Source organism: Neisseria sp. 27098_8_158 (assembly GCF_041433145.1).
Lineage (GTDB): Bacteria > Pseudomonadota > Gammaproteobacteria > Burkholderiales > Neisseriaceae > Neisseria > Neisseria subflava_E.
On sequence record NZ_JAPWAZ010000001.1, the window covers coordinates 567,753 to 594,506 of the forward strand.

Sequence of the window (26,754 nt, forward strand, 5' to 3'; positions counted from 1 at the left end):
TTCAGACGGCCTTTTAATTAAACTTTTTATTTTTCCGATTTCAACACGCGTTGACGGCGGGTTTCGCTCAATACCATGCCTGCGCTGACGGAAACATTCATACTTTCAACTGTGCCAAACATCGGAATCGATACCAGCATATCGCAATGTTCGCGCGTCAGACGGCGCATGCCTTCGCCTTCGTTGCCCATTACCCAAGCTACGCTGTCGGGCAGGTCGCAGTGGTAAAGGTCGGAGTCGCCGCCCATGTCCGTGCCGACAATCCAAATGCCGTATTCTTTCAATTCACGCAAAGTACGGGCAAGATTGGTTACGGTAATATACGGCACGGTTTCCGCCGCGCCACAGGCAACTTTGCTGACGGTCGCATTCAGGCCGGCACTTTTGTCTTTGGGCGCAATCACGGCATGCACGCCCATCGCATCGGCAGTACGCAGACACGCGCCGAGGTTGTGCGGATCGGTAATGCCGTCCAATACCAGCAAAAACGGCGGTTCGCTCAGGTTTTCCAACACATCTTCCAAGTGAACATGGTTTTTGGAAGCATCGATAAACCCGACCACGCCCTGATGTCGCGCCCCTTTGCTGATGGCATTCAGGCGGTCGGCATCGGCAAAATGCACGCGCACGTTTTCAGAGGCCGCTTTATCCAATACATCGCGGGTGCGCGCATCGGATTTGCCCTCTTGGATATAGAGTTCGGTAATCGATTTCGGGTTTTGCCACAAACGGGCATTGACGGCGTGAAAGCCATAGATGAGTCGTTGGTTTGCCATGTTTTTGCTTTATCAAAAAATTCAGACGGCCATTATAACAAGTAAGGCCGTCTGAAAATTTTTTATTTCATCAAATAACCGAGTATGCCCGAAGTACCAACGCCGATTAATACCGTCACCAACATCGAAAACCGGCTGGCGGCCAATACCGTCAAAGCAATGGCAATCAGCTCATGCGGTTTGTTCGATACAAAATAAGGCGCAATCACGGAAATCAACACGCAGCCCGGTGCAGCCTCCATCACCACTTGCGCACGACGGCTCAACGTACGGTTGCGCAATGCAAAAAAGCCGATTAATCGGGTTGAATAGGTAACGGCCAACATACTTAAAAACAGCAAAAACGATTGCAGCGACAACAAATCCTTCATTTTTGCTCTCCCCACAAATACGCCGCCAACAAACCCGACAACGCTCCAGCCGGAACATACCATGCGCCGTCCACGGTCAAATAGGTTACGCACGCCACAATCAGGCTGACAAACCAAGGGCGCGAAGCCGCAAAGCTCTTCCACATACCGCGCAGCAACACCAAAAACACCGCAGGAAACGCCATGCCGAAGCCCCATGCCGCCACATCGCCGAACATCGGACCGACTGCCGCGCCAAACGCCGCAAAACCAATCCACGTTACATACAAAATAAAGCACACGCCGGCATAAAACGGCATATTGAAAGCAGGCAAACCTGCCGCCTTACGCTTTTGAATTTCAGCAAATGCCATCGCCCAACTTTCATCACACATAAAAAACAGCGCGGGCATTGCCTTTTTCAGCGGCATATCCCTCATATACGGCGCAATCGCCGCACCCATCAGGATATGGCGCGAATTAATCATAAACGTAACTGTTGCAATCAGCAGAATCGGCAAAGGATTTGCCCACAAATTGACTGCGGCAAATTCCGAACCTCCGGCAAAGTTCATACCCGTCATCAACAGCATTTCCAGCCAGCTCATGCCCTTTTGCCCGCCCTGCATACCCAAAATCAACGCCCACGGCAACAAGCCGATCAGCATGGGGGAACATTCTTTGATACCGCGCAGAAATTCCGATTGAGGAGAAGCAGTGTGATTCATTTTGATTGAAACGGTTTATTAAAAAGAAGCGACGTATTATAAATCAGGCCGTCTGAACAAGGGTATAATACGGAAAAATTAGATTTATTTACGGAAACCAATATGACCCACACCGTCCATCTGCAGTTTGAAGAAATTGACAATACCGTGTTGCAACGCCTGTGCGGCGCGCTCGACAGCAATCTCGAAGCCTTAGGCAAAGCCCTTGATATCCAAATCAGCCGCCGCTTCGAACATTTCACCTTCATGGGCGAACTGGCACACGCCGGCCGTCGTGCCTTGCTGTCGCTTGCCGAAGCCGCAGAAAAAGGCGACTTGGACGACAACGCCATCAGTCTTGCGGCCGTTGAAGCCAAAACCGCAGATGAAAAACACGAAGAAAAACACCACGACCAACAATACTATTTCCGCACCAAACGCGGCAGCATCGGCGGCCGCACCCCGCGCCAAAACGGCTATATCCGCGCCTTGCTCAACCACGATGTCGTGTTCGGCTTAGGCCCTGCCGGTACGGGCAAAACCTATCTTGCCGTTGCCGCCGCAGTCGATGCCATGGAAAAACACCAAATCGAACGCATTGTTTTGGTGCGCCCTGCAGTCGAAGCAGGCGAAAAACTCGGTTTTCTACCGGGCGATTTGGCGCAAAAAGTCGATCCCTACCTGCGCCCGCTTTACGATGCGCTTTATGATTTGATGGGCTTCGACCGCGTAACCAAATTAATGGAAAAAGGTTTGATTGAAATTGCGCCGCTGGCCTATATGCGCGGCCGCACCTTAAATGGCGCGTATGTCATTTTGGACGAAGCGCAAAACACCACACCCGAACAAATGAAAATGTTCCTGACCCGTATCGGCTTTGGTGCCAAAGCAGTCATTACCGGCGACATCAGCCAAATCGACCTGCCGCGCAACATCAAATCCGGCTTGAAAGATGCACGTGAAAAACTGCGCGACGTAGAAGGCCTGTATTTCCACACCTTCACCAGCGAAGACGTTGTCCGCCATCCTTTGGTGCAGAAAATTGTCGAAGCCTATGAAGCAGCAGAAGAACAAGCTGAAAAGAAAAACGACGAATAATCTTTTCAAACACTTAAGGCCGTCTGAAAATCAAATTTCAGACGGCCTTACTACATCATTCTCCCCATAATACTGCTATAATCCGAAAATCAAGTAAAACAACGACTTCAAAAGGAAAAATATGACCCTCAAGCCACCCGTCCGAATCGCCGTTACCGGCGCGGCAGGCCAAATCGCCTACGCCACCCTCTTCCGTATCGCCGGCGGCATCATGCTCGGACGCGACCAACCCGTTATCCTGCAGCTGCTCGACTTGCCGCAGGCACAACAGGCATTGCGCGGCGTGATTATGGAAATGCAGGATTGCGCCTTCCCGCTCCTTGCCGACATCTTCGCCACAGACGACCCCGAAGTCGCCTTCAAAGATGCCGACATCGCCCTCTTGATTGGTGCACGTCCGCGCACGCAAGGCATGGAACGTGCCGACTTGTTGCATGCCAATGGCGAAATTTTCAAAGTACAAGGCGAGGCGTTGAACAAAGTTGCCCATCGCAACGTTAAAGTCCTCGTCGTCGGCAATCCGGCCAATACCAACGCCTACATCGCCATGAAATCCGCACCCGACATCCCGCCGGAAAATTTCACCGCCCTGATGCGTCTTGACCATCACCGCGCCGTCAGCCAAATTGCCGAAAAAATCAACCGCCCGATTACTTCCATCGAGCAAATGTGCGTCTGGGGCAACCACAGCCCGACCATGTATGCCGACTACCGCTACGCCACCAGCAACGGCGAGTCCGTCCAAGACATGATTACCGAACCCGACTGGAACACCGAAGTCTTCATGCCAAAAATCGCCGGACGCGGTGCAGCCATTATCGCCGCACGCGGTTCATCATCCGCAGCTTCCGCCGCCAATGCCGCCATCTACCACCTGCGCGACTGGTTGCTCGGCAGCAGCGGTAAATGGATAACCATGGGCGTTCCATCCGACAGCTCTTACGGCATTCCCGAAGGTTTGATTTTCGGCTTCCCCGTCATTTGTGACGAAGGCAGCTACCGCATCGTCCAAGGCTTAGATTTGTCGGACGAATTTAGCCAAAAACGTATTGCCGCCACGCTGGCCGAATTGGAAGAAGAACGTTCAGCCATCCAGGATCTACTCTAAAACAAAGGCCGTCTGAAAACCAAATTTCAGACGGCCTAAATAATTAAATGCCCATTCTACAATCATTTTTAAAAGCTAGAATGGCACTCTTTGTCCTTGCTTATCTTTAATATGCCATTGACCTGACGGTGTACAACCGCCACCACTACCGCCGACAGCATAATGATCACAATTCGGATCAAGATGTTTTCCTTGAGAATATGAGCCATTTGTCAAACCATCCCCATCAAATGAACTGCATGCGCCGGTGAAAGCTACGCAAAACAGAATTAAAAATTTCTTCAACATTCACATCACCTTTTTTTCAAACATTGCAGCCTGGATAAAGTTCCCACGCTATCGATATGAGCCACACTATGTGAGCAAAAAACAATCCTTCCTTGCTCACGGTTGTATTATCCAAAATTCCCGCTGCCATCACTCAAAGAAAAACCACTGCTAGAAACTCGAAATAAGCACCTTGCAAGATTAAAAACATAAAAAAATTATCAAAATAATTTTATATACATGTGACAAAACTTTTGCAACTTTGTTTCTTATGGTTTTGCTTCTTTATAAAGCGCTCGTTCTCATAATATGAAAATTATCCAATACCTTTTCTGCGTTTAAAAAAGGCCGTCTGAAAACCAAATTTCAGACGGCCTTTACTGTGCAGCTTTATTCCGCTACATCAATGCACAAATATTTCAATTCCAAATATTCATCCGCGCCATATTTGCTGCCTTCGCGTCCCAGACCGCTGCGTTTCACGCCGCCAAAAGGTGCCGCTTCATTGCTGATTAAGCCCGTATTGATACCGACCATACCGTATTCCAAAGCTTCGCCGACGCGCCATTGGCGGGCGGTGTCGGAAGTGAAGAGGTAGGCCGCCAAACCGTATTCCGTATCGTTGGCGGCCGCGATGACTTCGGCTTCGGTTTCAAAACGGAACACCGGACACAAAGGCCCGAAGGTTTCCTCGCGAGCTACCGCCATTTGTGCCGTAACACCACTTAAAACAGTCGGCTCAAAAAACGTTCCGCCCAACGCGCTACGTTTGCCGCCGGTCAGGCAACTTGCGCCTTTAGCCAATGCGTCGGCGATGTGCTCCTCGACTTTTTCGACCGCTTTTTCCTCAATCAACGGCCCTTGGTTTACGCCATCTTCCAAGCCGTTGCCCAATTTGAGCGCGGCTACTTTTTCACTTAATTTGCGGCAAAATTCGTCGTAAATGCCGGATTGAGCGTAAACGCGGTTGGTGCAGACGCAGGTCTGTCCGCTGTTGCGGAACTTGCTCGCCAGCGCGCCTTCGACGGCTTTGTCCAAATCGGCATCGTCAAACACGATAAACGGCGCGTTGCCGCCCAGTTCCAAACTGAGTTTTTTAATGTCTGCCGCGCTGTCGGCAAAAATTTTCGCGCCGACTTCGGTCGAACCGGTAAAACTAATTTTGCGCACGGTCGGGTTCGTGGCAAATTCATGGCTGATTTCCGAAGCGCGACCGCTGACGACGGGAAGCAAATCGTGTGGCACGCCAGCTTCGTAAGCCAGTAGCGCCAGCGCATACGCGCTCAGTGGCGTGAGCGACGCGGGCTTGACTATCATCGCGCAACCCACCGCCAAAGCAGGTGCGGCCTTACGTGCAATCATCGCAGACGGGAAGTTCCAAGGCGTAATCGCGGCTGTAACGCCGACGGGCTGTTTCAACACGACCATTTTTTGCGACGTTTTCACGCTTGTCAGCACATCGCCGTCAATCCGCCGCGCTTCTTCAGCAAACCAGCGCACAAACGAAGCCGCATAATCAATTTCACCACGCGCCTCAGTCAGGCTTTTGCCCTGCTCCATCGTCATGATACGCGCCAGTTCTTCTTTGTTTTCTTTAATCAAAAAATACCAGCGCCACAACACATCGGCCCGCTCCAACGCAGTTTTTGCCGCCCATAATTTTTGTGCCGTCTCTGCCTTTTGAATCAAAAGCTTCAGGTCGTCTGAATCAGTCTTACGGACAAAACCCAAAGCCTCACCTGTTGCAGGGTTATCAACTTTAATGGCATCTGGAATCGGAGAAAAGGAAATATCGGGATGATTGAGCAAACGGGCAAAATCTTTCATAAGAAACTAGCTTTCTAAAATCTGGAATATGTGTTCATTATCATATTCATACCATGAAAGCGCAACTAATTCGAAAAATAAACCAACAGCAAAGGCCGCCTGAATATCTTACAGACAGCCTTTGCTTTAACGACATTATATCCATCTTAATAATGAATGAAATACGATGATTAATACTCTACCTCAAAAGGATAAGACACATGTATTACAACAATTTGCTATAATACAAAACTCATCTCAACCCTCATCCAAAATTCCATTTTCAGACGGCCTTTGTCTGTTTATAAGGCCGTCTGAAATGTTTTCCGTCCATCCTCTTCTGCTGAACCATGATTCCATCTGATTTCATTGACGAGCTTTTGTCCAAAGTCGATATTGTCGATATTATCGACGAGCAGGTTCCGCTGAAGAAAGGCGGGGCGAACTATATGGCCTGCTGTCCATTTCACAAGGAAAAGACGCCTTCGTTTTCGGTCAGCCCGACCAAGCAGTTTTACCATTGCTTCAGTTGCGGGGCTCATGGTTCGGCGATTGGTTTTGTGATGGAACATCAGGGGCTGTCGTTTCCGGAGGCGGTGCAGTTTTTGGCTGATCGCGTCGGTATGACGGTGCCTAAAGTTCGCGGGCAGGAAGACAATCCCGAAATCCGTGCCGAACGTAAAAAAAAGCAACAAACTTTGGAAGAAACGACGGCAGCGGCAGCAGATTTTTATGCGCAACAGTTGAAATTCAATCCGGCAGCAAAGGCTTATTTGGACAAACGCGGCTTGAGTGCGGAAGTCATCGCGCATTATGGTTTGGGCTATGCGCCTGACGGTTGGCAACCTTTGGCACAAGTGTTCCAACCCTATCCGAATACTGCGTTGGTAGATACGGGCATGGTCATTGATAACGAAGGCAAACATTACGACCGCTTTCGCCATCGGATTATGTTCCCTATCCGTAATCCGCGTGGGCAGGTTATCGGATTTGGCGGTCGCGTATTGGACGACTCCAAACCCAAATACCTGAACTCGCCCGATACGCCTTTGTTTGACAAAGGGAAAAACCTTTACGGGCTATATGAAGGGCGTGCTGCCGTAAAAGAGGCTGGACGAATTTTGGTAGTCGAAGGCTACATGGACGTGGTCGCATTGGCGCAGTTCGGCGTCGGCTACGGCGTAGCGGCTTTGGGTACGGCAACCACGGCGGAACACGTCAAAATCCTGATGCGTCAGGCAGACAGTATTTATTTTTGTTTTGATGGCGACAGCGCGGGGCGTAAAGCGGCTTGGCGCGCGCTGGAAAATGCGTTGCCGCAATTAAAAGACGATAAATCGCTGCATTTTCTATTCCTGCCTGAAGAACACGACCCAGACAGCTACATCCGCGCCTACGGCAAGACGCAATTTGAAGATGCCTTGTTAAACCAAAGCAAGCCCCTATCGGAATACTTTTGGGAACATCTTTCAGACGGCCTCAACCTCAATACGCAAGAAGGCAAAGCAGAATTGGTCAAAACCAGTTCTCCGCTCTTGGCTCAGATTACCGCGCCGGCATTGGGCTATCTTCTGAAACAAAAACTCAGCGAGCTCGTAGGCATTGACCCGGACAACCTCGCCCAATTACTCGGACAAGAAGCGCCAAAACGGCACGTCAAACAAAAAAGTTACAAACTGCCGCCTATTTCTGTCAAACAGCCAACCATGCTGACGCTGGTTCAAAGACAGATACGCAGCCTCTTGATAAATCCGGCTTGGGCTTCATATATAGACCTGCCCGATTATCTTGCTTTAAGCGGCGATTTTGCCTGCCTTGCCAATTTGGCCGAAACCATCAAGCATCACGATACAACTCCTGCAACTGCACAAGTGCTTGAATATATGCGCGGTTCACCCTATGAGGAAACCGTCAATCAAATCTTTTTATCGACCCTTCACTCTGAAGAAATGGAAGGGGATAACGAAGAAGATTGCGAAAGTTTCCAAATTGGCATGAAAAAGTTGTTAAATGAATTAAAATACAGTCAAATCGAAACTTTAAAGCAAAAAAGTATTCAAACTGGTTTGACCGAAAATGAAAAAAGACTTTTGCTGTCGCTTTTGACGGCAAAGCAAAACTAACCCCTCAGGCCGTCTGAACAATCTAAACACACGCTGCGAAACATGACACGCAGAACACTCCATCTGTAATATTTTCAGACGGCCTCAGAGTATTAAAGTGAAATCTGATTTCACAACAAAAAGCTCTGCTCCGCCTTCAGGTACGGCCACATCACCGTAAACCGTCGGCATCCTATCAACCTAGAGAGCAATCCATGTCTAAAAACCAAAACTACGAAGAATACCAAGACCAAGACGACAACCGTCCCTTGAGTATCGAAGAGCAGCGCGCGCGTCTGCGCCAACTCATTATCATGGGTAAAGAACGCGGCTACATCACTTATTCTGAAATTAACGATGCCCTGCCCGACGATATGTCCGATGCCGAACAAATCGACAACATTGTCAGCATGATTTCCGGCCTGGGTATCCAAGTAACCGAGCAAGCCCCCGATGCTGAAGACATCCTCTTGAGCGACAACGCCGCCGCCATGACCGACGACGATGCCGTTGAAGAAGCCGAAGCAGCACTCTCCAGCGCAGATTCAGAATTCGGCCGCACAACCGACCCTGTGCGTATGTATATGCGTGAAATGGGTCAAGTCGATCTATTGACGCGCGAAGACGAAATCATCATCGCCAAAAAAATCGAAAATGCACTGAAAAACATGGTGCAGGCAATCTCCGCCTGCCCAGGTTCTATTGCCGAAATTCTGGCTTTGATCGAACAAGTCCGCAACGACGAAATCCGTGTGGATGAAGTCGTTGAAGCCATTATCGACCCTAATGAAGTCTTGTTGAACGAATTGGGCTTAGGTCATTTGGAAAATGCCAAGCCTGATGATGTAGAAGACGAAGCCGATAGTAATGATGAAGATGGCGACGAGGAAGATGAAGACGATTCAGGTAGCGACTCTGAAGCCATATCCGCTGCCCATTTAGCCGAACTGAAACAAAAAGTTTTGGAACACTTCGCCTTTATCGAGAGTGAATACGGCAAAATGATCAAGCAGTTGGAAAAACACGGCAGCCAACACGCCAACTACCTGAAACACCGCGATGCCATTGCCAACAAACTGTTAGAAGTCCGTTTTGCCACACGTCAAATCGAAAATTTGAGCAGCAACCTACGCAGTCGCGTTGAAAACATCCGCAAACTCGAACGCGAAATCCGCGATATCTGTATCGACCGCGTACGTATGGAACGCGACTACTTCATCGAAAACTTCCTGCCTGCTATTACCGATTTGGAATGGGTTGAAAAAGAAGTAGCCAAAGGCCATGTATGGGCAAACGCATTGGATCGTTTCCGCCACGCCATCCTAGAAAAACAAGCCGAGCTGGCCAATATGGAAACCGAAACCCGCATTTCCATCGAAGAGTTGAAAGAAATCAACAAAAACATGGTGCTGAGCGAGAAAGAAACCTCAGCAGCCAAACAGGAAATGATTCAGGCCAACTTGCGTTTGGTTATTTCCATTGCCAAAAAATACACCAACCGCGGCTTGCAGTTCCTTGATTTGATTCAAGAGGGCAATATCGGTCTGATGAAAGCGGTGGACAAATTCGAATACCGTCGCGGCTACAAGTTCTCTACTTATGCCACATGGTGGATCCGTCAAGCGATTACCCGTTCCATCGCCGACCAAGCGCGTACCATCCGTATTCCGGTTCACATGATTGAAACCATCAACAAAATGAACCGTATCTCGCGCCAATACCTGCAAGAAACCGGTGAAGAACCTGATTCCGCCAAACTGGCCGAGCTGATGGAAATGCCGGAAGACAAAATCCGCAAAATCATGAAAATCGCCAAAGAGCCAATTTCCATGGAAACACCAATTGGCGATGACGACGATTCGCACTTGGGCGACTTCATCGAGGATGCCAACAACGTTGCTCCGGCAGAAGCTGCGATGTACACCAGCCTGCACGAAGTAACCAAAGAAATCCTCGAAAGCCTGACACCGCGCGAAGCCAAAGTGTTACGCATGCGTTTCGGTATCGATATGAATACCGACCACACGCTCGAAGAAGTCGGCAAACAATTTGACGTAACCCGTGAACGTATCCGTCAAATCGAAGCCAAAGCCCTGCGCAAGCTGCGCCACCCTACCCGCAGCGACCGTCTCCGCAGCTTCCTCGACAGCGAAGAAAACAAATCATAAAAGCAAACCGCAGGTTGAAAGACCTGCGGTTTTTTTTGAAATACGAAGGCCGTCTGAAAACCAAATCCCAAAAGATTTAATCGCTTCAGACGGCCTTAAATTTATTTTGATAATTTATTCAGCCTCAGTGGTTTTCTTTTTCGGACGACGGCGGCGACGTTTGGGTTTGCCATCAGTTGATCCACTTTGTTTCTGACGTTTGTGATCATTGGCCGCAGTCATTTGCTGACGGGTGTCCTCATCGGCATGTTGGAAAGTTGTCCACCAAGAAGCCATCTCTTTATCAACCTCGCCAACCTCGCTACGCAAAATCAGGAAATCATAAGCGGCTCGGAAACGTGCTTGTGATAGCAGGCGATACGGGCGTGCACCGCGCATATTGTCAAATTGCGGCTGAAATTGCCAAATTTCACGCATGGTTGCAGAAAATCGTTGCGGCACGCCCCAACCTTTTTCCACCGTATCCCGCATGGTGTTCATCGCATCCATCAATGCAGGGACAGGTTTTTGTCCATTGCTCAGATTTCGTTGCCACATAGCATTTAGTGTCGGCCACAATACCGCCGCCAATACGAAACCGACGGAAACGGACTTATCCGCACGAATACGCTCGTCGGTATTTTTCAAGGCCAACATAATCATACGGTTTTCAGCCGCTTCGGCAGTTTTCAAGGCATCTAAAAGCGGATGGATGCCTTCGGGAATACCCAACTCGTTTAGCCTTTTCAAACAGGCACGAGAATAACCGGAAAACAGAATTTTCAGAATTTCGTCAAAAAGACGAGCAACAGGCTCATTTTTCAGACGGTCTGCATATTCGGCAATCGGCAAAGCCGTTTGCTCTTCCACTTCAAAGCCCAACTTGCCAGACAAACGGACGGCGCGAAGAATACGGACAGGATCTTCCTGATAGCGTTCGGCAGGATTACCTATCATCACCAATTTCTTATCGGCAACATCAGCCACGCCTTCATGAAAATCCCAAATTTCCTCTTTAATCGGGTCGTAATACAGCGCGTTGCAGGTAAAGTCGCGGCGCATGGCATCTTCTTCAATGCTGCCGTAAGTATTGTCCTTCATAATGCGGCCTTGCGCATTTTGCTGAACCTTATCGCCACCGCGAAACGTCGTTACTTCGATGGTTTCAGGGCCAATCATCACATGAACGATTTGAAAGCGCCGGCCGATAATGCGGCTGCGGCGGAATATTTTACGGATTTGCTCCGGTGTGGCATCAGTTGCAATATCAAAATCTTTGGGTTCAACCCCGAGCAACAAATCCCGAACGGCTCCCCCTACAACATAAGCCTGAAAACCGGCTTCATGTAGGCGTTTGGCAATTTTCTCAGCGGCAAAGCTCAACATATCCGCATGGATACCGTGTTGCTCAAGCGGAATAATCTCCTTTTCGGGCAACGACTTGACGTGTTTTTTAGGCAACACCTTATGCAGCCATTTTTTTAACATAAGCAGCTCTTTTCACAATAAAAAGGCCGTCTGAAACTTGTCTGGCTTAAGCCTTTGCACAATATTCTGCCGCAGAAGGGGCAAAACATTGAGCAAAGGCTTCAGACGGCCTAAAAAAGACGTGCCATTATACCTTATGGAAGTTCGATTAATTAGCGTATTGGCAAAAAATATCGGCTATAATGACAGCCTGACAACGATTCAGGCAGAACATCATGTACCACTACAAATCCGAAGCTACCCAATTCCTCGACAAACTCATGGAAGACAATCCCGAAATGGAAGCGCAACGCCTCGAAAACCGCCATTTGCTGTGGGATGTTACCCTCAACCCGACAGAGCAGGCCGAGTTTGAAGCGGCCAAAGTCAACAAAAAACCCTACACCTACTATCAAGACTAACCCGTATCGGCATGACGACCAACACGCATAATACCGATCCGGCATTACAACATTACCTCAACAGCATCGGTCAATCCGAACATCCCGTTTTGACCGCATTGCGTAGGCGTACCCAATCACATCGTCTGGGGAAGATGGCCATCGCCCAAGAACAGGCAGCCATGTTGGTATGGTTGGCCAAGTTATTGAATGCTAAAAAATATTTGGAAGTTGGCGTCTTTACCGGTTACAGCAGCACTGCCATGGCGCTCGCCCTACCCGAAGATGGCAAAATCACGGCTTGCGACATCAATGTAACCTTTACCGATATTGCCCGCGAAACATGGCAGGCAGCAGGCATAGCGCATAAAATCTCGCTTCATCTGCAGCCGGCTTTGCTGACTTTGGACGATTTGATTGCTCAAGGCGAATCGGAAAGCTACGACTTGGCACTTATCGATGCCGACAAACCGCCTACGCCGAAATATTTCGAACGCTGTTTGCAACTGGTACGGAGTGGCGGCGTGATTGCCATCGACAATATCTTATTGGGCGGGCGCGTCATGAATGAAGCTGCCGAAAACGATCCGCCCAGCTTGGATATCTTGCGCCATTTCAACCAAAATCTGCCACACGATACACGCATTATTCCCATTACCCTGCCTATCGGCGACGGTTTGACACTGCTGCTAAAAAAATAAAATGACACAATCTGATGAAAACATTATCACGTTCCCTGTTTCTTTTACCGCTTACTCTATTGGCCGCATCATGCGCCGTTTCCCATCCTCCCCAACCTGCCGACAATCCGAACTTTGTCCTGCCAGATATTCCGCGTGAGCCTTTGCATGAAAAAAATATCCCCTATCCACGCTTAGATGCACAAACCCAGATTGACCACTTGGGCATACAAATCGCCCGACTGGAACGCACGGTTGAAGAATTAAATCAACGCTTGCAAACACTGGAACAACAACGAAACATCAAACGTCCGACTACTTCGGCTTCCAAACCTAAAGCCCAACGATTGGACGACCGCAAGCTGAAAATGAACTATTTGGCCAATGGCGGCGGCGCGCCGTCTGAAACAGACTCAGCCGCACAAAACGAGCTGCGCCTTTATAATCAGGCGCAAAAATACTATCAGCGCAACAACTTCTCCGCTGCTGTGGCCATTTTGAAAGAAGCCGACGGCGGCAACGGCAGCGAAATTGCCCGCCGCAATATGTATTTGCTCCTGCAAAGCCAACAACGTCTGGGCAACTGCGAATCCGTTATCGAAATTGGCAACCGCTACGCCAACCGATTCCGCAACAGCCCGCAAGCTCCCGATGCCATGTACAGCATCGGCCAGTGCCAATACAAACTGCAACAAAAAGACATCGCCCGCAGCACATGGCGCAAACTGATACAAAGCTTCCCAAACAGCGAGGCGGCAAAACGCGCTTCCATCAGTCTTAAACAAAGATAAACGTTCAGACGGCCTTGTTATCCCCAAGGTCGTCTGAATATTTTTTTACCCTTAACCCATTCAAGCAAAAGGAACTCCTCATGATCCAAGTCGGCATTATTATGGGCAGCAACAGCGATTGGCCGGTGATGCAGCAGGCAGCACAATTTCTCAAAGAATTCGGCGTTGAATACGAAGCACGTGTCGTCTCTGCACACCGTACGCCTGATTTGATGTTTGAATACGCAGAAACCGCACGCGAACGCGGCATCAAAGCCATCATTGCCGGCGCGGGCGGCGCAGCGCATTTGCCAGGCATGGTCGCTGCCAAAACCACGGTGCCCGTCTTGGGTGTTCCCGTTCCCAGCAAATATCTGCGCGGCGAAGACTCCCTGCTTTCGATTGTACAAATGCCCAAAGGCGTTCCTGTTGCCACATTTGCCATTGGCGAAGCCGGTGCGGCCAATGCAGCGCTGTTTGCCATTTCACTTTTGGCCAACGAAAATCCTGAATTGGCTGAAAAACTGGCGGCTTTCCGTGCCAAACAAGAACAAACCGTTCTAGCCATGGAATTGCCTGAAGCATAAGGAACTAAGGCCGGCTGAAAGTTGTAAAGAGAAACTTTGATTTCGTTTTACGATTATTCAGACGGCCTTTTTTCTTTTATCAAATTGAATTAATGCCATGAAAATCCTAGCATTCGTCCTACTCTCCACCATGCTTTGTGCCTGCCAAAGCCCAAGCATTCCTACTCAATCAACTGCCATTCCATCTCAGCAACAAGCCCAAGATACAACCGGCAATCTGATTATCTTCTATGATGCCCAAACCGGTTCCGCGCCATTGCTAAAAGCAGTAAAAACCTCAGGTGCAACTTTGATTTACGAATACAAAAACCTGCACGGTATTGCTATCCGTCCATCTTCCAAGACCAAGATTGAAGATGCCATTGCCTATTTCAAAAAGGTAAACGGCGTATTGTCCGTCGAACAAGATAGGCTGCTGAAACTTCAATAACCGAGTTGGTTCTTTAGCCTGAGACCTTTGCAAAATTCCCCAAAATCCCCTAAATTCCCACCAAGACATTTAGGGAATTTCTCATGAGCACCTTCTTCCAGCAAACCGCACAAGCCATGATCGCCAAACACATCGACCGTTTCCCACTATTAAAGTTGGATCAAGTGATTGATTGGCAGCCGATCGAACAATACCTGAATTGTCAAAGAACCCGTTACCTTCGAGACCACCGCGGCCGTCCCGCCTATCTCCTGTTGTCCATGTTCAAAGCCGTCCTGCTCGGACAATGGCACAGCCTCTCCGATCCCGAACTCGAACACAGCCTCATCACCCGCATCGATTTCAACCTGTTTTGCCGTTTTGACGAACTGAGCATCCCCGATTACAGCACCTTATGCCGCTACCGCAACTGGCTGGCGCAAGATGACACGCTGTCCGAACTGCTGGAACTGATCAACCGCCAACTGACCGAAAAAGGCCTAAAAATAGAAAAAGTATCCGCCGCTGTCGTTGACGCCACCATTATTCAGACCGCCGGCAGCAAACAGCGCCAGGCTATAGAAGTCGATAACAAAGGACAAGTCAGCGGCCAAACCACACCGAGTAAAGATAAAGATGCCCGCTGGACAAAGAAAAACGGGTTATACAGACTCGGTTACAAACAACATACCCGTACCGATGAGGAAGGCTATATCGAGAAACTGCACATCACTCCCGCCAATACCCATGAGTGCAAACACCTGTTGCCTTTGTTGGAAGGTATAGCCGAAGGCACGACCGTCTATGCCGACAAAGGCTATGACAGTGAGGAAAACCGACAACATCTGGAAGAGCATCGGCTGCAGGACGGTATTATGCGCAAAGCCCACCGCAAACATCCGCTGTCGGAAGCGCAAACCAAACGCAACCGATATTTGTCGAAGACCCGTTATGTGGCCGAACAAAGCTTCGGTACGCTGCACCGTAAATTCCGCTACGCCCGGGCAGCCTATTTCGGGCTGCTCAAAGTGAGTGCACAAAGCCATCTGAAGGCAATGTGTTTAAACCTTTTGAAAGCCGCCAACAGGCTAAGTGCGCCTGTTGCTGCCTAAAAGGTGGCCGGATGCCTGATTATCAGGTATCACGGGTACCTGAAGAGAAAAAAAGGGGAATTTGGAACGAAAAACAGCCGAAATCCTGTTTTGGACTTCGGCTGTTGAGAAAAGGGCTATTTTGCAAAGGTCTCAGCCTAATAAAAAAGCCGTCCAAAACGTATTACAACGTTTTTAGACGGCCTTTTACTTGTTCAAAGCGTTAAATCATGCCTCTGCCTTGCGCTTTTGGCTTGGCTTGGCCGAATTCCAATTTGCTCAGTGCAGACAAATAGGCTTTGGCAGTCGCCACCAACACATCGGTATCTGCGCCTTGACCGTTGACCACACGATCGCCACGTTGCAGGCGGACGGAAGTTTCGCCTTGGCTTTCGGTACCTTGAGTTACCGCATTGACAGAGTAAATCTGCAAGGTTGCGCCACTTTGTGCTACGCTTTCAATGGCTTTGAAGATGGCATCAACAGGGCCTGAGCCGCTAGCGGAAGCGTGTTTTTCTTCACCGCGAATACTGAACACAATATCGGCGCGCGGTTCTTCGCCGGTTTCAGTGCTGATTTTTTGGGAAATGAATTTGTAGCTTTCGGTATTCATATTGCCCATTTCGTCAGACACCAAAGCGTGCAGGTCTTCATCAAATATTTCGCGTTTCTTATCCGCCAGCTCTTTGAAGCGTGCAAATGCCGCATTCAACGCCTCTTCGCTTTCCAACTCAATACCCAAATCTGCCAGCTTGGTTTTGAAAGCATTACGGCCGGAGAGTTTACCCAAAGTCAGGCGGTTGGTTGACCAGCCAACTGATTCGGCAGTCATGATTTCATAGGTTTCAGGGTGTTTCAACACGCCGTCTTGGTGGATGCCTGATTCGTGTGCAAAGGCATTTGCACCAACTACTGCTTTATTTGGCTGAATCGGATAGCCGGTAATGGTGGACACAAGTTTGGATACCGGCACGATTTGCGTGGTATCGATGCCAGTTTCCAAGCCGAACAAATCATGACGCACTTTCAACGCCATCACGATTTCTTCAAGGCTGGCATTACCCGCGCGTTCGCCCAAGCCGTTGATGGTACATTCCACCTGACGCACGCCTGCCTGAACAGCGGCCAGCGAGTTGGCAACCGCCATACCCAAGTCATTATGGCAGTGGGTCGACCAGACTACTTTGTCGCCGTTGGGCACGCTTTTGATGATGTTGCTGATACGCTCGTACCACACGGAAGGGATGGAGTAGCCGACAGTATCGGGAATGTTGATAGTAGTCGCCCCCGCTTCGATAACCGCCGTAAAAATTTTGGCAAGGAAGTCCAAATCCGAACGCACTGCGTCTTCGGCAGAAAATTCCACATCATCAGTGTATTCTTTGGCAATTTTTACCGCTTTGACCGCCGCATCAATGACCTGCTGCGGCTTCATTTTCAGTTTGTGCTCCATGTGGATGGGGCTGGTGGCGATAAAAGTGTGAATACGTTTATTCGGCGCAGGGGAAACAGCTTCGCCTGCTTTGCGCACATCGTTTTCAACGGCACGCGCCAATGAGCAAACTGTAGATTTAGTAATGATTTTGGCAATCGCATTAACCGATTCAAAATCGCCCGGACTGGCGGCGGCAAAACCCGCCTCAATCACATCGACACCCATCTTTTCTAACTGGCGGGCAATACGGATTTTCTCCTCTTTGGTCATGGATGCACCGGGGGACTGCTCACCGTCGCGCATGGTAGTGTCGAAAATAATTACACGATTGGTCTGTGTCATTTCTGTTCTCTCCAGAGATTCATTTTTTTGTAAAAAAGCATTCAAATCAAGCGGTCTGCCTTGCGCTTCCGCCAAAGCGGTCAGTTTTTGCAACTGAGCCAAAGGCAGAGAACCGCGTGTACGCCATTTGTAGATAGCCGCTGTGGTCGCAGCATTTTCCGGGTCGTGCTGTTTCAGGGCTTCGGCCAGCGCGTTTACGCCGCCAAAATAGGCAACCAAACGGTCAATGTCTAATTGCATGATGTTCCTTGTCCAAATCTGATTAAGATTATTGTGTTCTGGTTTTACATTATACTCATTTTAGACAAAACGACAATCTATTTTTATCAAAATATTGGTATAAATTTTAAAACTTGAGAAATTTTTATACATTTTGTCTAATTTGGACTATTAAAAGCTCCTCTCAAACCGAACACATCCTAAATATAGTAAACTAATCCCCTATTTCCCCGATTTGAAACACATTATGCCCCATACCATCCCTACCAACCGCTCCGACATCGAATGGCGCAACGAAAGCACACAAAAGCCGCCTAAGCAGGCGGTTTACATACAAGAAGCAGGCGCAACAGAAATCTTAAAAAATGCCCACGCGCAAACTGCAACTGTTTGGACTGGCGATTTTCACAATGCCAAGCAAGTCTTATCTGCAATGAAAAAACGTATCCGCAGGCCGTCTGAAAAAAAGAAAGGCGCACCTGCCGATATTCAGACAGCCTTTCATGCCCACCGTATGAAACAGGCGCAACAAAGCCGTTTGCTCAATATGCTTGCCATCGAAATCCAACCTAATTTTCAACTGGACAATGCACGCGCACCCGACATCTACGCCGCCTTGTGCGATGTTTACGACACACTAAACGACAAACCGTTTCTTTTGCCGCTGAATCAATTATTGGGTTTTATCGGTGCACACGAATGGCACAAAAAAGGCATAGACATTCCTCAGCTTGATGGAAAAATCCATGTTCCTTTCGGCGTATTCTCTCCACTGCGCGGCGAGTATTTGGATTTAATCACACAAGCCCCACTCGCTCCCCATATTCAGACGGCCTTTGACATCGGCACCGGCTCAGGTGTTATTGCCGCTATTTTGGCCAAACGAGGCATACCCGACATCATTGCCACAGACACCAACCCCAAAGCAATTGCTTGCGCCATAGCAAACCTCAAACGCCTAGGCTTGGATAAAGCCGTCAACATCCAATCGATTGATTTATTTCCCAAAAGTTGCGCCGACCTTATCGTCTGCAATCCGCCTTGGCTGCCGGCAAAACCGACCTCCGCTATTGAGACTGCCCTTTACGACCCCAATCATGCCATGCTGACTGCGTTCCTCAATGGCGTACGCAAGCACTTAAATCTAAACGGTGAAGCCTGGCTGATTATTTCAGATTTGGCAGAACACTTGCATTTGCGCGATAAAGACTTTCTAAACCAATGCTTTCAGACGGCCTCACTCAATGTAGTCGATATTCTGAAAACCAAACCTCAACACAAAAAAGCAATAGATGAATCCGATCCTTTGGCGTTTGCCAGAAACAAGGAAACTACTTATCTATACCGTTTGAAAGCGATATAAAATCAAGGCCGTCTGAACATTCAGACGGCCTTTAAGCATTTCCACAAAAGAAAACGGCATATCTGTAAAGATATGCCGTTGATGGGAGCAGGGACTGCTATATTTGGCAGTGGTTTGTGTTTTAGTCCTCTTGCGCCGCTGTTTGCAGGTAGTTTGGCAAACCGACTTTGCCAATCAATTCCTGCTGAGTTTCAAGCCAGTCGATGTGTTCTTCGTTGATGTCTTTTTGTTTTTCCAACAAATCACGGCTGACATAGTCTTGTTGCTCTTCTGCAAGAGCGATGGCTGCAACCAGAGCATCATGTTTTTCATACTCTTTTTTCAGATCGCAAGCAATGATTTCTTCGGTAGATTCACCGATCAACAGTTTGCCCAATTCTTGCAGATTAGGCAGGCCTTCCAAGAACAAAATACGCTCGATCAAATCGTCTGCGGATTTCATTTCGCGGATGGATTGTTTGAAGAAGTGTTCGCCCAATTCTTCAAAGCCCCAGTTTTTCAAAATACGGGCATGCAGGAAGTATTGGTTAATGGTAATCAGCAACAAACCTAAGTTTTTGTTCAGCTCGCGAATAACTGAGATATTACCTTTCATATTCAGCTCCTTATACGTTATACGCTAGATTACAGTTGGCTTTGGTAGTAGTTGCCTTCGCCGACCAATTCGATCAGACGCAGTTGTTGTTCCAACCAGTGAGCGTGATCTTCTTCAGTGTCTTTCAGTTGGGCAATCATCAAATCGCGGGTAACGTAGTCTTGAGCTTCTTCGCACAATTTGATGCCTTTTTTCAGCGCATCGCGTACTTCGTATTCAGTGTTCAAGTCTGCTTTCAGGCAAGAGATTACGTCAGTACCGATGTTCAGTTCGGCACGGGTCATTTTAGGAGTGCCGCCCAACATCAGGATACGACGGATGAAATCTTCGGCGTGAGTGGTTTCTTCTTCCATCTCGTGGTTCAAACGTTCAAACAGTTTGGTGTAACCCCATTCAGAGTACAGGCGAGAGTGGATAAAATATTGGTCGCGAGCAGCCAACTCACCAGACAATAATTCGTTCATGTAATCAATAACTGCTTGGTTGCCTTGCATAATTCTTTCTCTTTCTTTTAAAAGTTGATAATCACGAATGAAGATTCGTGTGTTGTTATGGAATGAGGTAATTGTATGCACAAGTAGCACTTTTGACAAATTTTCTATTTAAAATACAAACAATTATCAAAAAATTTAACCTGCCTAAAAGGCCGTCTGAAAAATTAATCCCCTGTTTTTAATAACAATTTTTTGACATTGGTATTAAGAATCCATTGCATTATTCAAAAACATTTACATTCGTTAACCATAAATAAAAGCAAATAATCCAACAAAATCAATCAAATTTAATTATGAATTATTCTCAACTGCTTTTGCCTGATTTTTTTGAATCACCCATTCCGTCATCACTTGCGAATCGTGCTATAATTGTCAGTTATCTTTTTTTTAAGCAACCAGCTAAACCTTATAAATTATCATGAAACAAATCCGCAATATTGCCATCATCGCCCACGTCGACCATGGCAAAACCACATTAGTTGACCAATTGCTGCGCCAGTCCGGTACATTCCGTTCCAACCAGCAAGTAGAAGAACGCGTCATGGACAGCAACGATCTTGAAAAAGAACGCGGCATTACCATTCTCGCTAAAAATACCGCCATCGAATACGAAGGCTACCATATCAACATCGTAGATACCCCGGGACACGCCGATTTTGGTGGCGAAGTGGAACGTGTATTGGGCATGGTTGACTGCGTCGTACTGTTGGTTGACGCACAAGAAGGCCCTATGCCGCAAACCCGTTTCGTGACCAAAAAAGCCTTGGCTTTGGGTCTGAAACCTATCGTTGTTATCAACAAAATCGACAAACCGTCTGCCCGTCCAAGCTGGGTTATCGACCAAACATTCGAATTGTTCGACAACTTGGGCGCAACCGACGAACAATTGGACTTCCCTATCGTCTATGCTTCCGGCCTGTCCGGCTTTGCCAAACTAGATGAGAACGACGAGAGCAGCGACATGCGTCCTCTGTTCGAGACCATTTTGAAACACACGCCTGCACCAAGCGGCAGCGCGGACGAAACGCTGCAACTGCAAATTTCCCAACTGGACTACGACAACTACACCGGCCGCCTCGGTATCGGCCGCATTCTGAACGGCCGCATCAAACCCGGCCAAGTCGTTGCCGTCATGAATCATGAAGAACAAGTTGCCCAAGGCCGTATCAACCAACTGTTGGGTTTCCAAGGCTTGGAACGCGTACCTTTGGAAGAAGCTGAAGCCGGCGACATCGTGATTATTTCCGGTATCGAAGACATCGGCATCGGCGTAACCATTACCGACAAAGACAATCCTAAAGGCTTGCCTATGTTGAGCGTGGACGAGCCGACCCTGACCATGGACTTTATGGTTAACACTTCTCCTTTGGCCGGTACTGAAGGCAAATTCGTGACTTCCCGCCAAATCCGCGACCGCCTGCAAAAAGAATTGCTGACCAACGTTGCCCTGCGTGTTGAAGATACAGCCGATGCTGATGTATTCCGCGTTTCCGGCCGTGGCGAATTGCACCTGACCATTTTGTTGGAAAACATGCGCCGCGAAGGCTTTGAATTGGCAGTCGGCAAACCGCGCGTGGTATTCCGTGAAATTGACGGTCAAAAATGCGAGCCTTACGAAAATCTGACGGTGGATGTGCCGGATGAAAACCAAGGCGCGGTCATGGAAGAACTTGGCCGTCGCCGTGGCGAATTGACCAATATGGAAAGCGACGGTAATGGCCGTACCCGTCTGGAATACCACATTCCTGCACGCGGTCTGATCGGTTTCCAAGGTGAATTTATGACCTTGACCCGCGGTACCGGCTTGATGAGCCACGTTTTTGACGACTATGCTCCGGTTAAACCTGATATGCCCGGCCGTCACAACGGCGTACTGGTTTCTCAAGAGCAAGGTGAAGCCGTTGCTTACGCCCTGTGGAACTTGGAAGACCGCGGCCGTATGTTCGTTTCTCCAAACGACAAAGTCTACGAAGGTATGATTATCGGTATCCACAGCCGTGACAACGACTTGGTGGTAAACCCTCTGAAAGGTAAAAAACTGACCAACGTCCGTGCCAGCGGTACAGATGAAGCCGTACGCCTGACTACGCCGATCAAATTGACTTTGGAAGGTGCAGTTGAGTTCATCGACGATGACGAACTGGTTGAAATCACGCCACAATCCATCCGCCTGCGTAAACGCTACCTGAGCGAATTGGAACGTCGCCGTCATTTCAAAAAACTGGACTGATTCTGTTTGATTGACGCATTTTAAAATTAAGGCCGTCTGAAAAGTGTTTTAGAAATCCTAGATTTCATTTTTACACTTTCAGACGGCCTTTTATCATCTGTTTAAATAAAGTAAATCGGCATTTCTTCCGCTTGTACTGCTGCTTCATCAGCGCGATCATTCTTACGATATTGCCCCGGCGATATCCCATATTGCTTTTTAAATGCCTTGCCAAAATGCGTTTCCGATTGAAAACCGACCGAGAGCGCAACCGATAAAACCGAATCCGCCGTCTGTTTCAATAATAATGCCCCATGTTGCAAGCGAATACTGTTAACAAAGGCGTGCGGGCTTGTTCCCGTCTGCTGCTTAAATACTCGCATCAACTGGGCGCGAGATAAGTTGGCAATCACGGTCATTTTCTCGATATTCCATTCCTCTTCCGGCTTATCCACTACTGCCTGAAGCAAATTCCGCAAACGTTTGTCCTGCCAACCATTCAGTAAACCGCTTAATTGCGCTTCCCCATTTTTCTCCAGGCTGGCTCGAAGTAGAAATACCAACAACACCGAAGCCAATGCGTTCACAACCGCTACCGAGCCGGACAAAGCCTGACCGCTCTCATATTGCAACAATGCCACCAAATACTGTAAAGAAGGATCGTTGATATTCAGCAAAACTGTGTCAGGCAGCCCTGCCATAATATCCGCCTGAGCTTCATATTCAAACCGCGCGCAGAAAAGATGCAAAGCCGCATCTCCTCCTGCATGACTCTGCTTGACTTTAAATGCGCCTTTTTTACTCGTCAGCACGCTGACACTGAAATTTTCACAACTGCTGTCGCTGCTCAAAGTATGCCCTACGCTGCGCGGGAAAAAAATGACATCCCCCGCACTCAGCAGCCTGGCCTCTTGCTCCCCATCAATTCGGATATAACCTGAACCGGCAGTTACGATATGTACCAAACCATGCGCACGCTTTGGCTCATGCCGCACATACCACTCCCCCCGAAAAAGACATTGAACATCCACACTGCCTTTTACCTGCGCCAATTCGACCAGCCTATCCAAAATATCCATAGTGTTTTTTACCAATAAATGAGATGTTTTGACGATTTTATTCTTCCAATTATTGCAATAATACACACACCAAACACAAACGGATAGGATTTTTTATCTTATCCACTCACATTAAGAAAGGACATATCATGTTTAAAGACTGGCCTGAACATACCGCCTTGGTAAAAAAAGCATTCGGCGAACTGGGTAAAAACCATCCTAAAATGCTGCAAGCCTACGGCGCACTGGATCAAGCAGCCGCTGCCGAAGCACTGGATGCCAAAACACGCGAACTGATCGCCATTGCCGTTGCCATTACCACGCGTTGCGAAAGCTGCATCAGCGTGCATGCAGCCGCCGCAGCCAAAGCTGGGGCAACCGAAAGTGAAATCGCCGGCGCATTGGCCACTGCTATCGCCCTGAACGCTGGTGCCGCTTATACCTACGCTTTACGCGCTTTGGAAGCAGTAGAAACCCAACGCTAATCGGTTTGTAAAATCAGGCCGTCTGAAAGCCGACTCCCCTTTCAGACGGCCTGATGAAATGCTAAACTGATAAAGTTATCATATTGTTTTCTGTCTAATAGGAGATTGAACCATGAAGAAACTGCTGACCGCCGTACTTTTTGCCGCCACTATTGCCACTCCTTTGGCCGCTTCCGCAGCCTCTATGCCAAAAGTTGAAAAAAGCGCGGCACAACCTGCAAAAGCAAAAGGCGTTTGGATTGATGTCCGCTCTGCCGAAGAATTTAAAGAAGGCCATTTGCAAGGTGCACTCAATATTCCGCACGATCAAATCGTTGACCGCATCAAATCCGTTAGCCCGGATAAAAACGCACCGGTCAACCTCTACTGCCGCAGCGGCCGCCGTGCAGAAGCCGCGCTGACTGAGCTGAAAAAAGCCGGCTACACCAACGTAACCAACCATGGCGGTTATGAAGACTTGGTGAAAAAAGGTTTGAAATAAACCTAGTTGATTTTAAAAAGGCCGTCTGAAACTTTTCAGACGGCCTTTATTGCCATTACAGACAGCAACTTCCAAATCTCAAACGTTTGCTGAGACCGGTTTCGTGAATCAATTGTTTGATAACCAAAATATTGGTGTTATCGGCCAAGGCGCGAATGCTGTGTGCTTCCATCGGCTCAAAACGGATAACTTGTAAGCCTTCGGTTTGCAAAACTTCGTCCACCGTTTTGATTTCAGCTTTGCCGTTTAAAACCAAAAGCAAAATAATCGCATCCGCCTCATATGCCGGAATTTCATTATTCTTCTGCAGTGAAAGCTGAACAATCTCCTGATTGCCGTCTGAAGCAATCACGCCGCCCAATAAAGCTTTGGGGTCTAACTCATAATGTTTCATTATTATCCTTTCCGCCCAAACGTTGCCGATTCGTGGACAATCGCTCAAGCAAACCAGTACAATACCGCCCATCTTACCGATAGACACAATATTGTCACATGAACATATTAATCTCAAACGACGATGGTTATCTTGCGCCCGGTTTGGCAGTTTTGGCAAGAGTGTGTGCAGAATTTGCCAATGTCAGGGTGGTTGCGCCCGAACGCGATCGTAGCGGCGTCAGCAATTCCCTGACTTTAGACCGTCCTTTACAACTGAAACAGGCGGAAAACGGGTTTTACTATGTGAATGGTACGCCCACCGACTGTATTCATGTCGGCCAACACGCCCTTGCCGATTTCAAACCCGACTTAGTTTTATCCGGCATTAACAACGGCGCGAACATGGGCGACGATACGCTTTATTCCGGTACGGTTGCCGCTGCGACGGAAGCCTATTTAATGGGCATTCCCGCTATTGCTTTCTCGCTCGCAGATTCCAGCGGCCGTTATTGGGAAACTGCGGAAAAAGCCGCTTGGATACTGCTTTCCTACTTTCTCAAACGCCCTATTTCCGAACCCATCTTATGGAATATCAATATCCCAGCCGTCGCACCTGAGGATATCCAAGGCATAAAAATTACACGGCTCGGCCGCCGTCATCATGAACAAAGCATTGTTCCCATGTATAATCCACGTGGCGAACAAATTTATTGGATTGGGCCGGTAGGCGATGTTTCCGACAGCGAAGAAGGTACCGACTTTGGCGAATGCGCGTCCGGCTTCATCACGATTACCCCCCTGCAAGTCGATTTGACTGCCTACGGACAAATGGAGCAAACCGCTTCCTTTTGGTCAGAAATCCCTGCGCCTTAACAGTCCCTAACAGCCGAACACTTGAGAAACAAGCATATTTTTATTATGATATGCCCCGACGAGAACAATTACCCGAATACGAAAGTCATTAACATGTTGAAAAAAAGTGTATCTTATGCCGGATCGGCAGCTTTGGTTTTATTACTTGCAGCCTGTGCCAGCCAACAACCGGCTCCTGTAGTCGTCGGCACACAAAGCGGTGGTTCAACAACAAGCTCTACCGCTGACAATCCTTACGGTGCAGCGCCTTACAATACCAACACCAGCCCAGCGGCAGATGCTCCATACACTCCGCCGGCAAGTACACCTGCTCCAACGTACAACAGCGGCAGCACCGGCACTTACACGCCTTCTTATGCGCCTGTTGATATAAATGCAGCGACACATACCGTTGTTCGTGGTGATACCGTTTACAACATCTCCAAACGCTACAACATTACCCAAGACAATCTGCGTGCATGGAATAACTTGGCCGACAACACCATCAGCATTGGTCAAACCCTGCGCGTGAAACCTGAAGGCTACGTTGCACCTGCAGCTTCTGCAAGCAAACCTTCTACGCCAACAACTACTGCTCCGACTCCAAGCACTCCTGCCAATACACCAACCGTGTCTACCGGCAGCAGCCGCAACGTCAGCGGCATCACATGGCAGCGTCCGACTACCGGTAACGTTATCGCCAACTTCGGCGGCAGCAACAAAGGTGTGGATATCGCCGGTACGCAAGGTCAGCCTGTTGTTGCAGCGGCAGACGGTAAAGTCGTTTACGCAGGCTCAGGCTTGCGTGGTTACGGCAACTTGGTCATCATCCAACACAACTCCTCATTCTTGAGCGCATACGGCCACAACCAACGCCTGCTGGTCAATGAAAACCAAACCGTTAAACGCGGTCAAACCATTGCGCACATGGGTAATACCGATGCATCTCGTACCCAGTTGCACTTTGAAATCCGTCAAAACGGCAAACCGGTCAATCCGGCAAATTATGTTGCCTTCTAAGCTGATTCAAGCAACCTAATTTCAATTCAATCCCTGCCTAAATGTCATTTAGGTAGGGAT

Annotated in this window: 27 protein-coding genes; 16 read left to right on the top strand and 11 right to left on the bottom strand. The window is 48.5% G+C overall.

Annotated features, from left to right (window positions below; genetic code table 11):
* Positions 1–26 precede the first annotated feature (26 nt).
* From rlmB to O3681_RS02735, 3 genes are all read right to left on the bottom strand, one after another.
* Positions 27–776 carry a 23S rRNA (guanosine(2251)-2'-O)-methyltransferase RlmB gene (gene rlmB, locus O3681_RS02725; protein WP_004520319.1) on the bottom strand — a complete coding sequence of 250 codons (750 nt, stop codon included), beginning with the start codon at positions 774–776 and terminating at the stop codon, positions 27–29.
* Positions 777–838: 62 nt separating this feature from the next.
* Positions 839–1,147, bottom strand: coding sequence for an AzlD family protein (locus O3681_RS02730; RefSeq protein WP_371459225.1), 309 nt, complete (start codon positions 1,145–1,147; stop codon positions 839–841).
* Entirely contained in the window at positions 1,144–1,854 is a 711-nt protein-coding gene (locus tag O3681_RS02735) for an AzlC family ABC transporter permease (RefSeq protein ID WP_371459226.1), read from the bottom strand. The genes O3681_RS02730 and O3681_RS02735 overlap by 4 nt, the downstream gene beginning before the upstream one ends.
* Positions 1,855–1,956: 102 nt before the next feature.
* Here O3681_RS02735 and O3681_RS02740 point away from each other — a divergent pair, with 102 nt between their 5' ends.
* Positions 1,957–2,931, top strand: a complete 975-nt coding sequence (locus O3681_RS02740; protein ID WP_003746557.1) for a PhoH family protein — start codon at positions 1,957–1,959, stop codon at positions 2,929–2,931.
* Positions 2,932–3,052: 121 nt separating this feature from the next.
* Positions 3,053–4,039, top strand: a complete 987-nt coding sequence (locus tag O3681_RS02745) for a malate dehydrogenase (protein WP_107723325.1) — start codon at positions 3,053–3,055, stop codon at positions 4,037–4,039.
* A gap of 75 nt (positions 4,040–4,114) precedes the next feature.
* Here O3681_RS02745 and O3681_RS02750 read toward each other — a convergent pair whose 3' ends face one another.
* Positions 4,115–4,327, bottom strand: a complete 213-nt coding sequence (locus tag O3681_RS02750) for a hypothetical protein (protein ID WP_371459227.1) — start codon at positions 4,325–4,327, stop codon at positions 4,115–4,117.
* 369 nt (positions 4,328–4,696) lie between these two features.
* Positions 4,697–6,133, bottom strand: a complete 1,437-nt coding sequence (locus O3681_RS02755; RefSeq protein ID WP_107723326.1) for an NAD-dependent succinate-semialdehyde dehydrogenase — start codon at positions 6,131–6,133, stop codon at positions 4,697–4,699.
* A gap of 329 nt (positions 6,134–6,462) precedes the next feature.
* Between O3681_RS02755 and dnaG the strand changes: the two genes are divergently transcribed.
* Entirely contained in the window at positions 6,463–8,235 is a 1,773-nt protein-coding gene (gene dnaG, locus O3681_RS02760) for a DNA primase (protein ID WP_107723327.1), read from the top strand.
* A 194-nt stretch (positions 8,236–8,429) separates the two neighbouring features.
* Positions 8,430–10,382 (top strand): RNA polymerase sigma factor RpoD, encoded by a 1,953-nt coding sequence (gene rpoD / locus O3681_RS02765; RefSeq protein ID WP_371459228.1) that lies wholly within the window; start codon positions 8,430–8,432, stop codon positions 10,380–10,382.
* Between the two features lie 114 nt (positions 10,383–10,496).
* On the opposite strand, the gene O3681_RS02770 is transcribed toward rpoD, so the two are convergent.
* Positions 10,497–11,849, bottom strand: coding sequence for a polynucleotide adenylyltransferase PcnB (locus tag O3681_RS02770; RefSeq protein WP_371459229.1), 1,353 nt, complete (start codon positions 11,847–11,849; stop codon positions 10,497–10,499).
* A gap of 215 nt (positions 11,850–12,064) precedes the next feature.
* Between O3681_RS02770 and O3681_RS02775 the strand changes: the two genes are divergently transcribed.
* The 6 genes from O3681_RS02775 (at position 12,065) to O3681_RS02800 (ending at position 15,787) form a co-directional block, all read left to right on the top strand.
* Positions 12,065–12,250 carry a DUF3460 family protein gene (locus tag O3681_RS02775; protein WP_003680728.1) on the top strand — a complete coding sequence of 62 codons (186 nt, stop codon included), beginning with the start codon at positions 12,065–12,067 and terminating at the stop codon, positions 12,248–12,250.
* A gap of 11 nt (positions 12,251–12,261) precedes the next feature.
* On the top strand, positions 12,262–12,930 hold the full coding sequence (locus O3681_RS02780) for a class I SAM-dependent methyltransferase (RefSeq protein WP_371459230.1): 669 nt from the start codon (positions 12,262–12,264) through the stop codon (positions 12,928–12,930).
* Between the two features lie 14 nt (positions 12,931–12,944).
* A complete protein-coding gene (locus O3681_RS02785) occupies positions 12,945–13,700 on the top strand; it encodes a tol-pal system YbgF family protein (protein ID WP_371459231.1) in 756 nt (251 codons plus the stop codon).
* A gap of 80 nt (positions 13,701–13,780) precedes the next feature.
* The gene (gene purE / locus O3681_RS02790; RefSeq protein ID WP_003686478.1) at positions 13,781–14,266 is read left to right on the top strand and encodes a 5-(carboxyamino)imidazole ribonucleotide mutase; all 486 of its coding nucleotides are present in this window, start codon (positions 13,781–13,783) and stop codon (positions 14,264–14,266) included.
* A 97-nt stretch (positions 14,267–14,363) separates the two neighbouring features.
* Positions 14,364–14,696, top strand: a complete 333-nt coding sequence (locus O3681_RS02795) for a hypothetical protein (protein ID WP_107723332.1) — start codon at positions 14,364–14,366, stop codon at positions 14,694–14,696.
* Between the two features lie 83 nt (positions 14,697–14,779).
* Positions 14,780–15,787 carry an IS5 family transposase gene (locus O3681_RS02800; RefSeq protein ID WP_371459232.1) on the top strand — a complete coding sequence of 336 codons (1,008 nt, stop codon included), beginning with the start codon at positions 14,780–14,782 and terminating at the stop codon, positions 15,785–15,787.
* 202 nt (positions 15,788–15,989) lie between these two features.
* Here the strand turns inward: O3681_RS02800 and O3681_RS02805 are convergent, their stop codons facing one another.
* Entirely contained in the window at positions 15,990–17,783 is a 1,794-nt protein-coding gene (locus tag O3681_RS02805; protein WP_101755233.1) for a 2-isopropylmalate synthase, read from the bottom strand.
* 226 nt (positions 17,784–18,009) lie between these two features.
* On the opposite strand from O3681_RS02805, the gene O3681_RS02810 reads away from it, so the two are divergent.
* A complete protein-coding gene (locus tag O3681_RS02810) occupies positions 18,010–19,125 on the top strand; it encodes a methyltransferase (RefSeq protein WP_371459233.1) in 1,116 nt (371 codons plus the stop codon).
* A gap of 121 nt (positions 19,126–19,246) precedes the next feature.
* On the opposite strand, the gene bfr (O3681_RS02815) is transcribed toward O3681_RS02810, so the two are convergent.
* Entirely contained in the window at positions 19,247–19,720 is a 474-nt protein-coding gene (bfr, locus tag O3681_RS02815) for a bacterioferritin (protein ID WP_107696846.1), read from the bottom strand.
* A gap of 29 nt (positions 19,721–19,749) precedes the next feature.
* On the bottom strand, positions 19,750–20,214 hold the full coding sequence (bfr, locus tag O3681_RS02820) for a bacterioferritin (RefSeq protein WP_004520304.1): 465 nt from the start codon (positions 20,212–20,214) through the stop codon (positions 19,750–19,752).
* 418 nt (positions 20,215–20,632) lie between these two features.
* On the opposite strand from bfr (O3681_RS02820), the gene typA reads away from it, so the two are divergent.
* Complete coding sequence (typA, locus tag O3681_RS02825) at positions 20,633–22,444, top strand: translational GTPase TypA (RefSeq protein WP_107723336.1); 1,812 nt, start codon at positions 20,633–20,635, stop codon at positions 22,442–22,444.
* A gap of 101 nt (positions 22,445–22,545) precedes the next feature.
* Here the strand turns inward: typA and O3681_RS02830 are convergent, their stop codons facing one another.
* Complete coding sequence (locus O3681_RS02830; protein ID WP_107723337.1) at positions 22,546–23,502, bottom strand: cupin domain-containing protein; 957 nt, start codon at positions 23,500–23,502, stop codon at positions 22,546–22,548.
* A 128-nt stretch (positions 23,503–23,630) separates the two neighbouring features.
* Between O3681_RS02830 and O3681_RS02835 the strand changes: the two genes are divergently transcribed.
* Positions 23,631–23,966, top strand: coding sequence for a carboxymuconolactone decarboxylase family protein (locus O3681_RS02835; RefSeq protein ID WP_003686488.1), 336 nt, complete (start codon positions 23,631–23,633; stop codon positions 23,964–23,966).
* A 112-nt stretch (positions 23,967–24,078) separates the two neighbouring features.
* Positions 24,079–24,447 (top strand): rhodanese-like domain-containing protein, encoded by a 369-nt coding sequence (locus O3681_RS02840; RefSeq protein ID WP_150537792.1) that lies wholly within the window; start codon positions 24,079–24,081, stop codon positions 24,445–24,447.
* 55 nt (positions 24,448–24,502) lie between these two features.
* Here O3681_RS02840 and O3681_RS02845 read toward each other — a convergent pair whose 3' ends face one another.
* A complete protein-coding gene (locus O3681_RS02845; protein WP_107723339.1) occupies positions 24,503–24,841 on the bottom strand; it encodes a hypothetical protein in 339 nt (112 codons plus the stop codon).
* A 98-nt stretch (positions 24,842–24,939) separates the two neighbouring features.
* On the opposite strand from O3681_RS02845, the gene surE reads away from it, so the two are divergent.
* Both surE and O3681_RS02855 read left to right on the top strand, forming a co-directional pair.
* The gene (surE, locus tag O3681_RS02850; protein ID WP_003686460.1) at positions 24,940–25,695 is read left to right on the top strand and encodes a 5'/3'-nucleotidase SurE; all 756 of its coding nucleotides are present in this window, start codon (positions 24,940–24,942) and stop codon (positions 25,693–25,695) included.
* Between the two features lie 93 nt (positions 25,696–25,788).
* Positions 25,789–26,694, top strand: a complete 906-nt coding sequence (locus tag O3681_RS02855; RefSeq protein ID WP_107723340.1) for a peptidoglycan DD-metalloendopeptidase family protein — start codon at positions 25,789–25,791, stop codon at positions 26,692–26,694.
* Positions 26,695–26,754: the final 60 nt, after the last annotated feature.

What these genes read in the sequence shown, in the direction of transcription:
- O3681_RS02830 (WP_107723337.1), bottom strand. Translation starts at nt 23,502, where the DNA reads ATGGATATTTTGGATAGGCTGGTCGAATTGGCGCAGGTAAAAGGCAGT.
- O3681_RS02745 (WP_107723325.1), top strand. Translation starts at nt 3,053, where the DNA reads ATGACCCTCAAGCCACCCGTCCGAATCGCCGTTACCGGCGCGGCAGGC.
- O3681_RS02750 (WP_371459227.1), bottom strand. Translation starts at nt 4,327, where the DNA reads ATGTTGAAGAAATTTTTAATTCTGTTTTGCGTAGCTTTCACCGGCGCA.
- O3681_RS02835 (WP_003686488.1), top strand. Translation starts at nt 23,631, where the DNA reads ATGTTTAAAGACTGGCCTGAACATACCGCCTTGGTAAAAAAAGCATTC.
- bfr (WP_004520304.1), bottom strand. Translation starts at nt 20,214, where the DNA reads ATGCAAGGCAACCAAGCAGTTATTGATTACATGAACGAATTATTGTCT.
- typA (WP_107723336.1), top strand. Translation starts at nt 20,633, where the DNA reads ATGAAACAAATCCGCAATATTGCCATCATCGCCCACGTCGACCATGGC.
- O3681_RS02855 (WP_107723340.1), top strand. Translation starts at nt 25,789, where the DNA reads ATGTTGAAAAAAAGTGTATCTTATGCCGGATCGGCAGCTTTGGTTTTA.
- dnaG (WP_107723327.1), top strand. Translation starts at nt 6,463, where the DNA reads ATGATTCCATCTGATTTCATTGACGAGCTTTTGTCCAAAGTCGATATT.
- bfr (WP_107696846.1), bottom strand. Translation starts at nt 19,720, where the DNA reads ATGAAAGGTAATATCTCAGTTATTCGCGAGCTGAACAAAAACTTAGGT.
- O3681_RS02800 (WP_371459232.1), top strand. Translation starts at nt 14,780, where the DNA reads ATGAGCACCTTCTTCCAGCAAACCGCACAAGCCATGATCGCCAAACAC.
- O3681_RS02805 (WP_101755233.1), bottom strand. Translation starts at nt 17,783, where the DNA reads ATGCAATTAGACATTGACCGTTTGGTTGCCTATTTTGGCGGCGTAAAC.
- O3681_RS02840 (WP_150537792.1), top strand. Translation starts at nt 24,079, where the DNA reads ATGAAGAAACTGCTGACCGCCGTACTTTTTGCCGCCACTATTGCCACT.
- O3681_RS02735 (WP_371459226.1), bottom strand. Translation starts at nt 1,854, where the DNA reads ATGAATCACACTGCTTCTCCTCAATCGGAATTTCTGCGCGGTATCAAA.
- O3681_RS02740 (WP_003746557.1), top strand. Translation starts at nt 1,957, where the DNA reads ATGACCCACACCGTCCATCTGCAGTTTGAAGAAATTGACAATACCGTG.
- O3681_RS02730 (WP_371459225.1), bottom strand. Translation starts at nt 1,147, where the DNA reads ATGAAGGATTTGTTGTCGCTGCAATCGTTTTTGCTGTTTTTAAGTATG.
- O3681_RS02770 (WP_371459229.1), bottom strand. Translation starts at nt 11,849, where the DNA reads ATGTTAAAAAAATGGCTGCATAAGGTGTTGCCTAAAAAACACGTCAAG.
- surE (WP_003686460.1), top strand. Translation starts at nt 24,940, where the DNA reads ATGAACATATTAATCTCAAACGACGATGGTTATCTTGCGCCCGGTTTG.
- rlmB (WP_004520319.1), bottom strand. Translation starts at nt 776, where the DNA reads ATGGCAAACCAACGACTCATCTATGGCTTTCACGCCGTCAATGCCCGT.
- O3681_RS02775 (WP_003680728.1), top strand. Translation starts at nt 12,065, where the DNA reads ATGTACCACTACAAATCCGAAGCTACCCAATTCCTCGACAAACTCATG.
- O3681_RS02845 (WP_107723339.1), bottom strand. Translation starts at nt 24,841, where the DNA reads ATGAAACATTATGAGTTAGACCCCAAAGCTTTATTGGGCGGCGTGATT.
- O3681_RS02810 (WP_371459233.1), top strand. Translation starts at nt 18,010, where the DNA reads ATGCCCCATACCATCCCTACCAACCGCTCCGACATCGAATGGCGCAAC.
- O3681_RS02785 (WP_371459231.1), top strand. Translation starts at nt 12,945, where the DNA reads ATGAAAACATTATCACGTTCCCTGTTTCTTTTACCGCTTACTCTATTG.
- O3681_RS02780 (WP_371459230.1), top strand. Translation starts at nt 12,262, where the DNA reads ATGACGACCAACACGCATAATACCGATCCGGCATTACAACATTACCTC.
- rpoD (WP_371459228.1), top strand. Translation starts at nt 8,430, where the DNA reads ATGTCTAAAAACCAAAACTACGAAGAATACCAAGACCAAGACGACAAC.
- O3681_RS02795 (WP_107723332.1), top strand. Translation starts at nt 14,364, where the DNA reads ATGAAAATCCTAGCATTCGTCCTACTCTCCACCATGCTTTGTGCCTGC.
- purE (WP_003686478.1), top strand. Translation starts at nt 13,781, where the DNA reads ATGATCCAAGTCGGCATTATTATGGGCAGCAACAGCGATTGGCCGGTG.
- O3681_RS02755 (WP_107723326.1), bottom strand. Translation starts at nt 6,133, where the DNA reads ATGAAAGATTTTGCCCGTTTGCTCAATCATCCCGATATTTCCTTTTCT.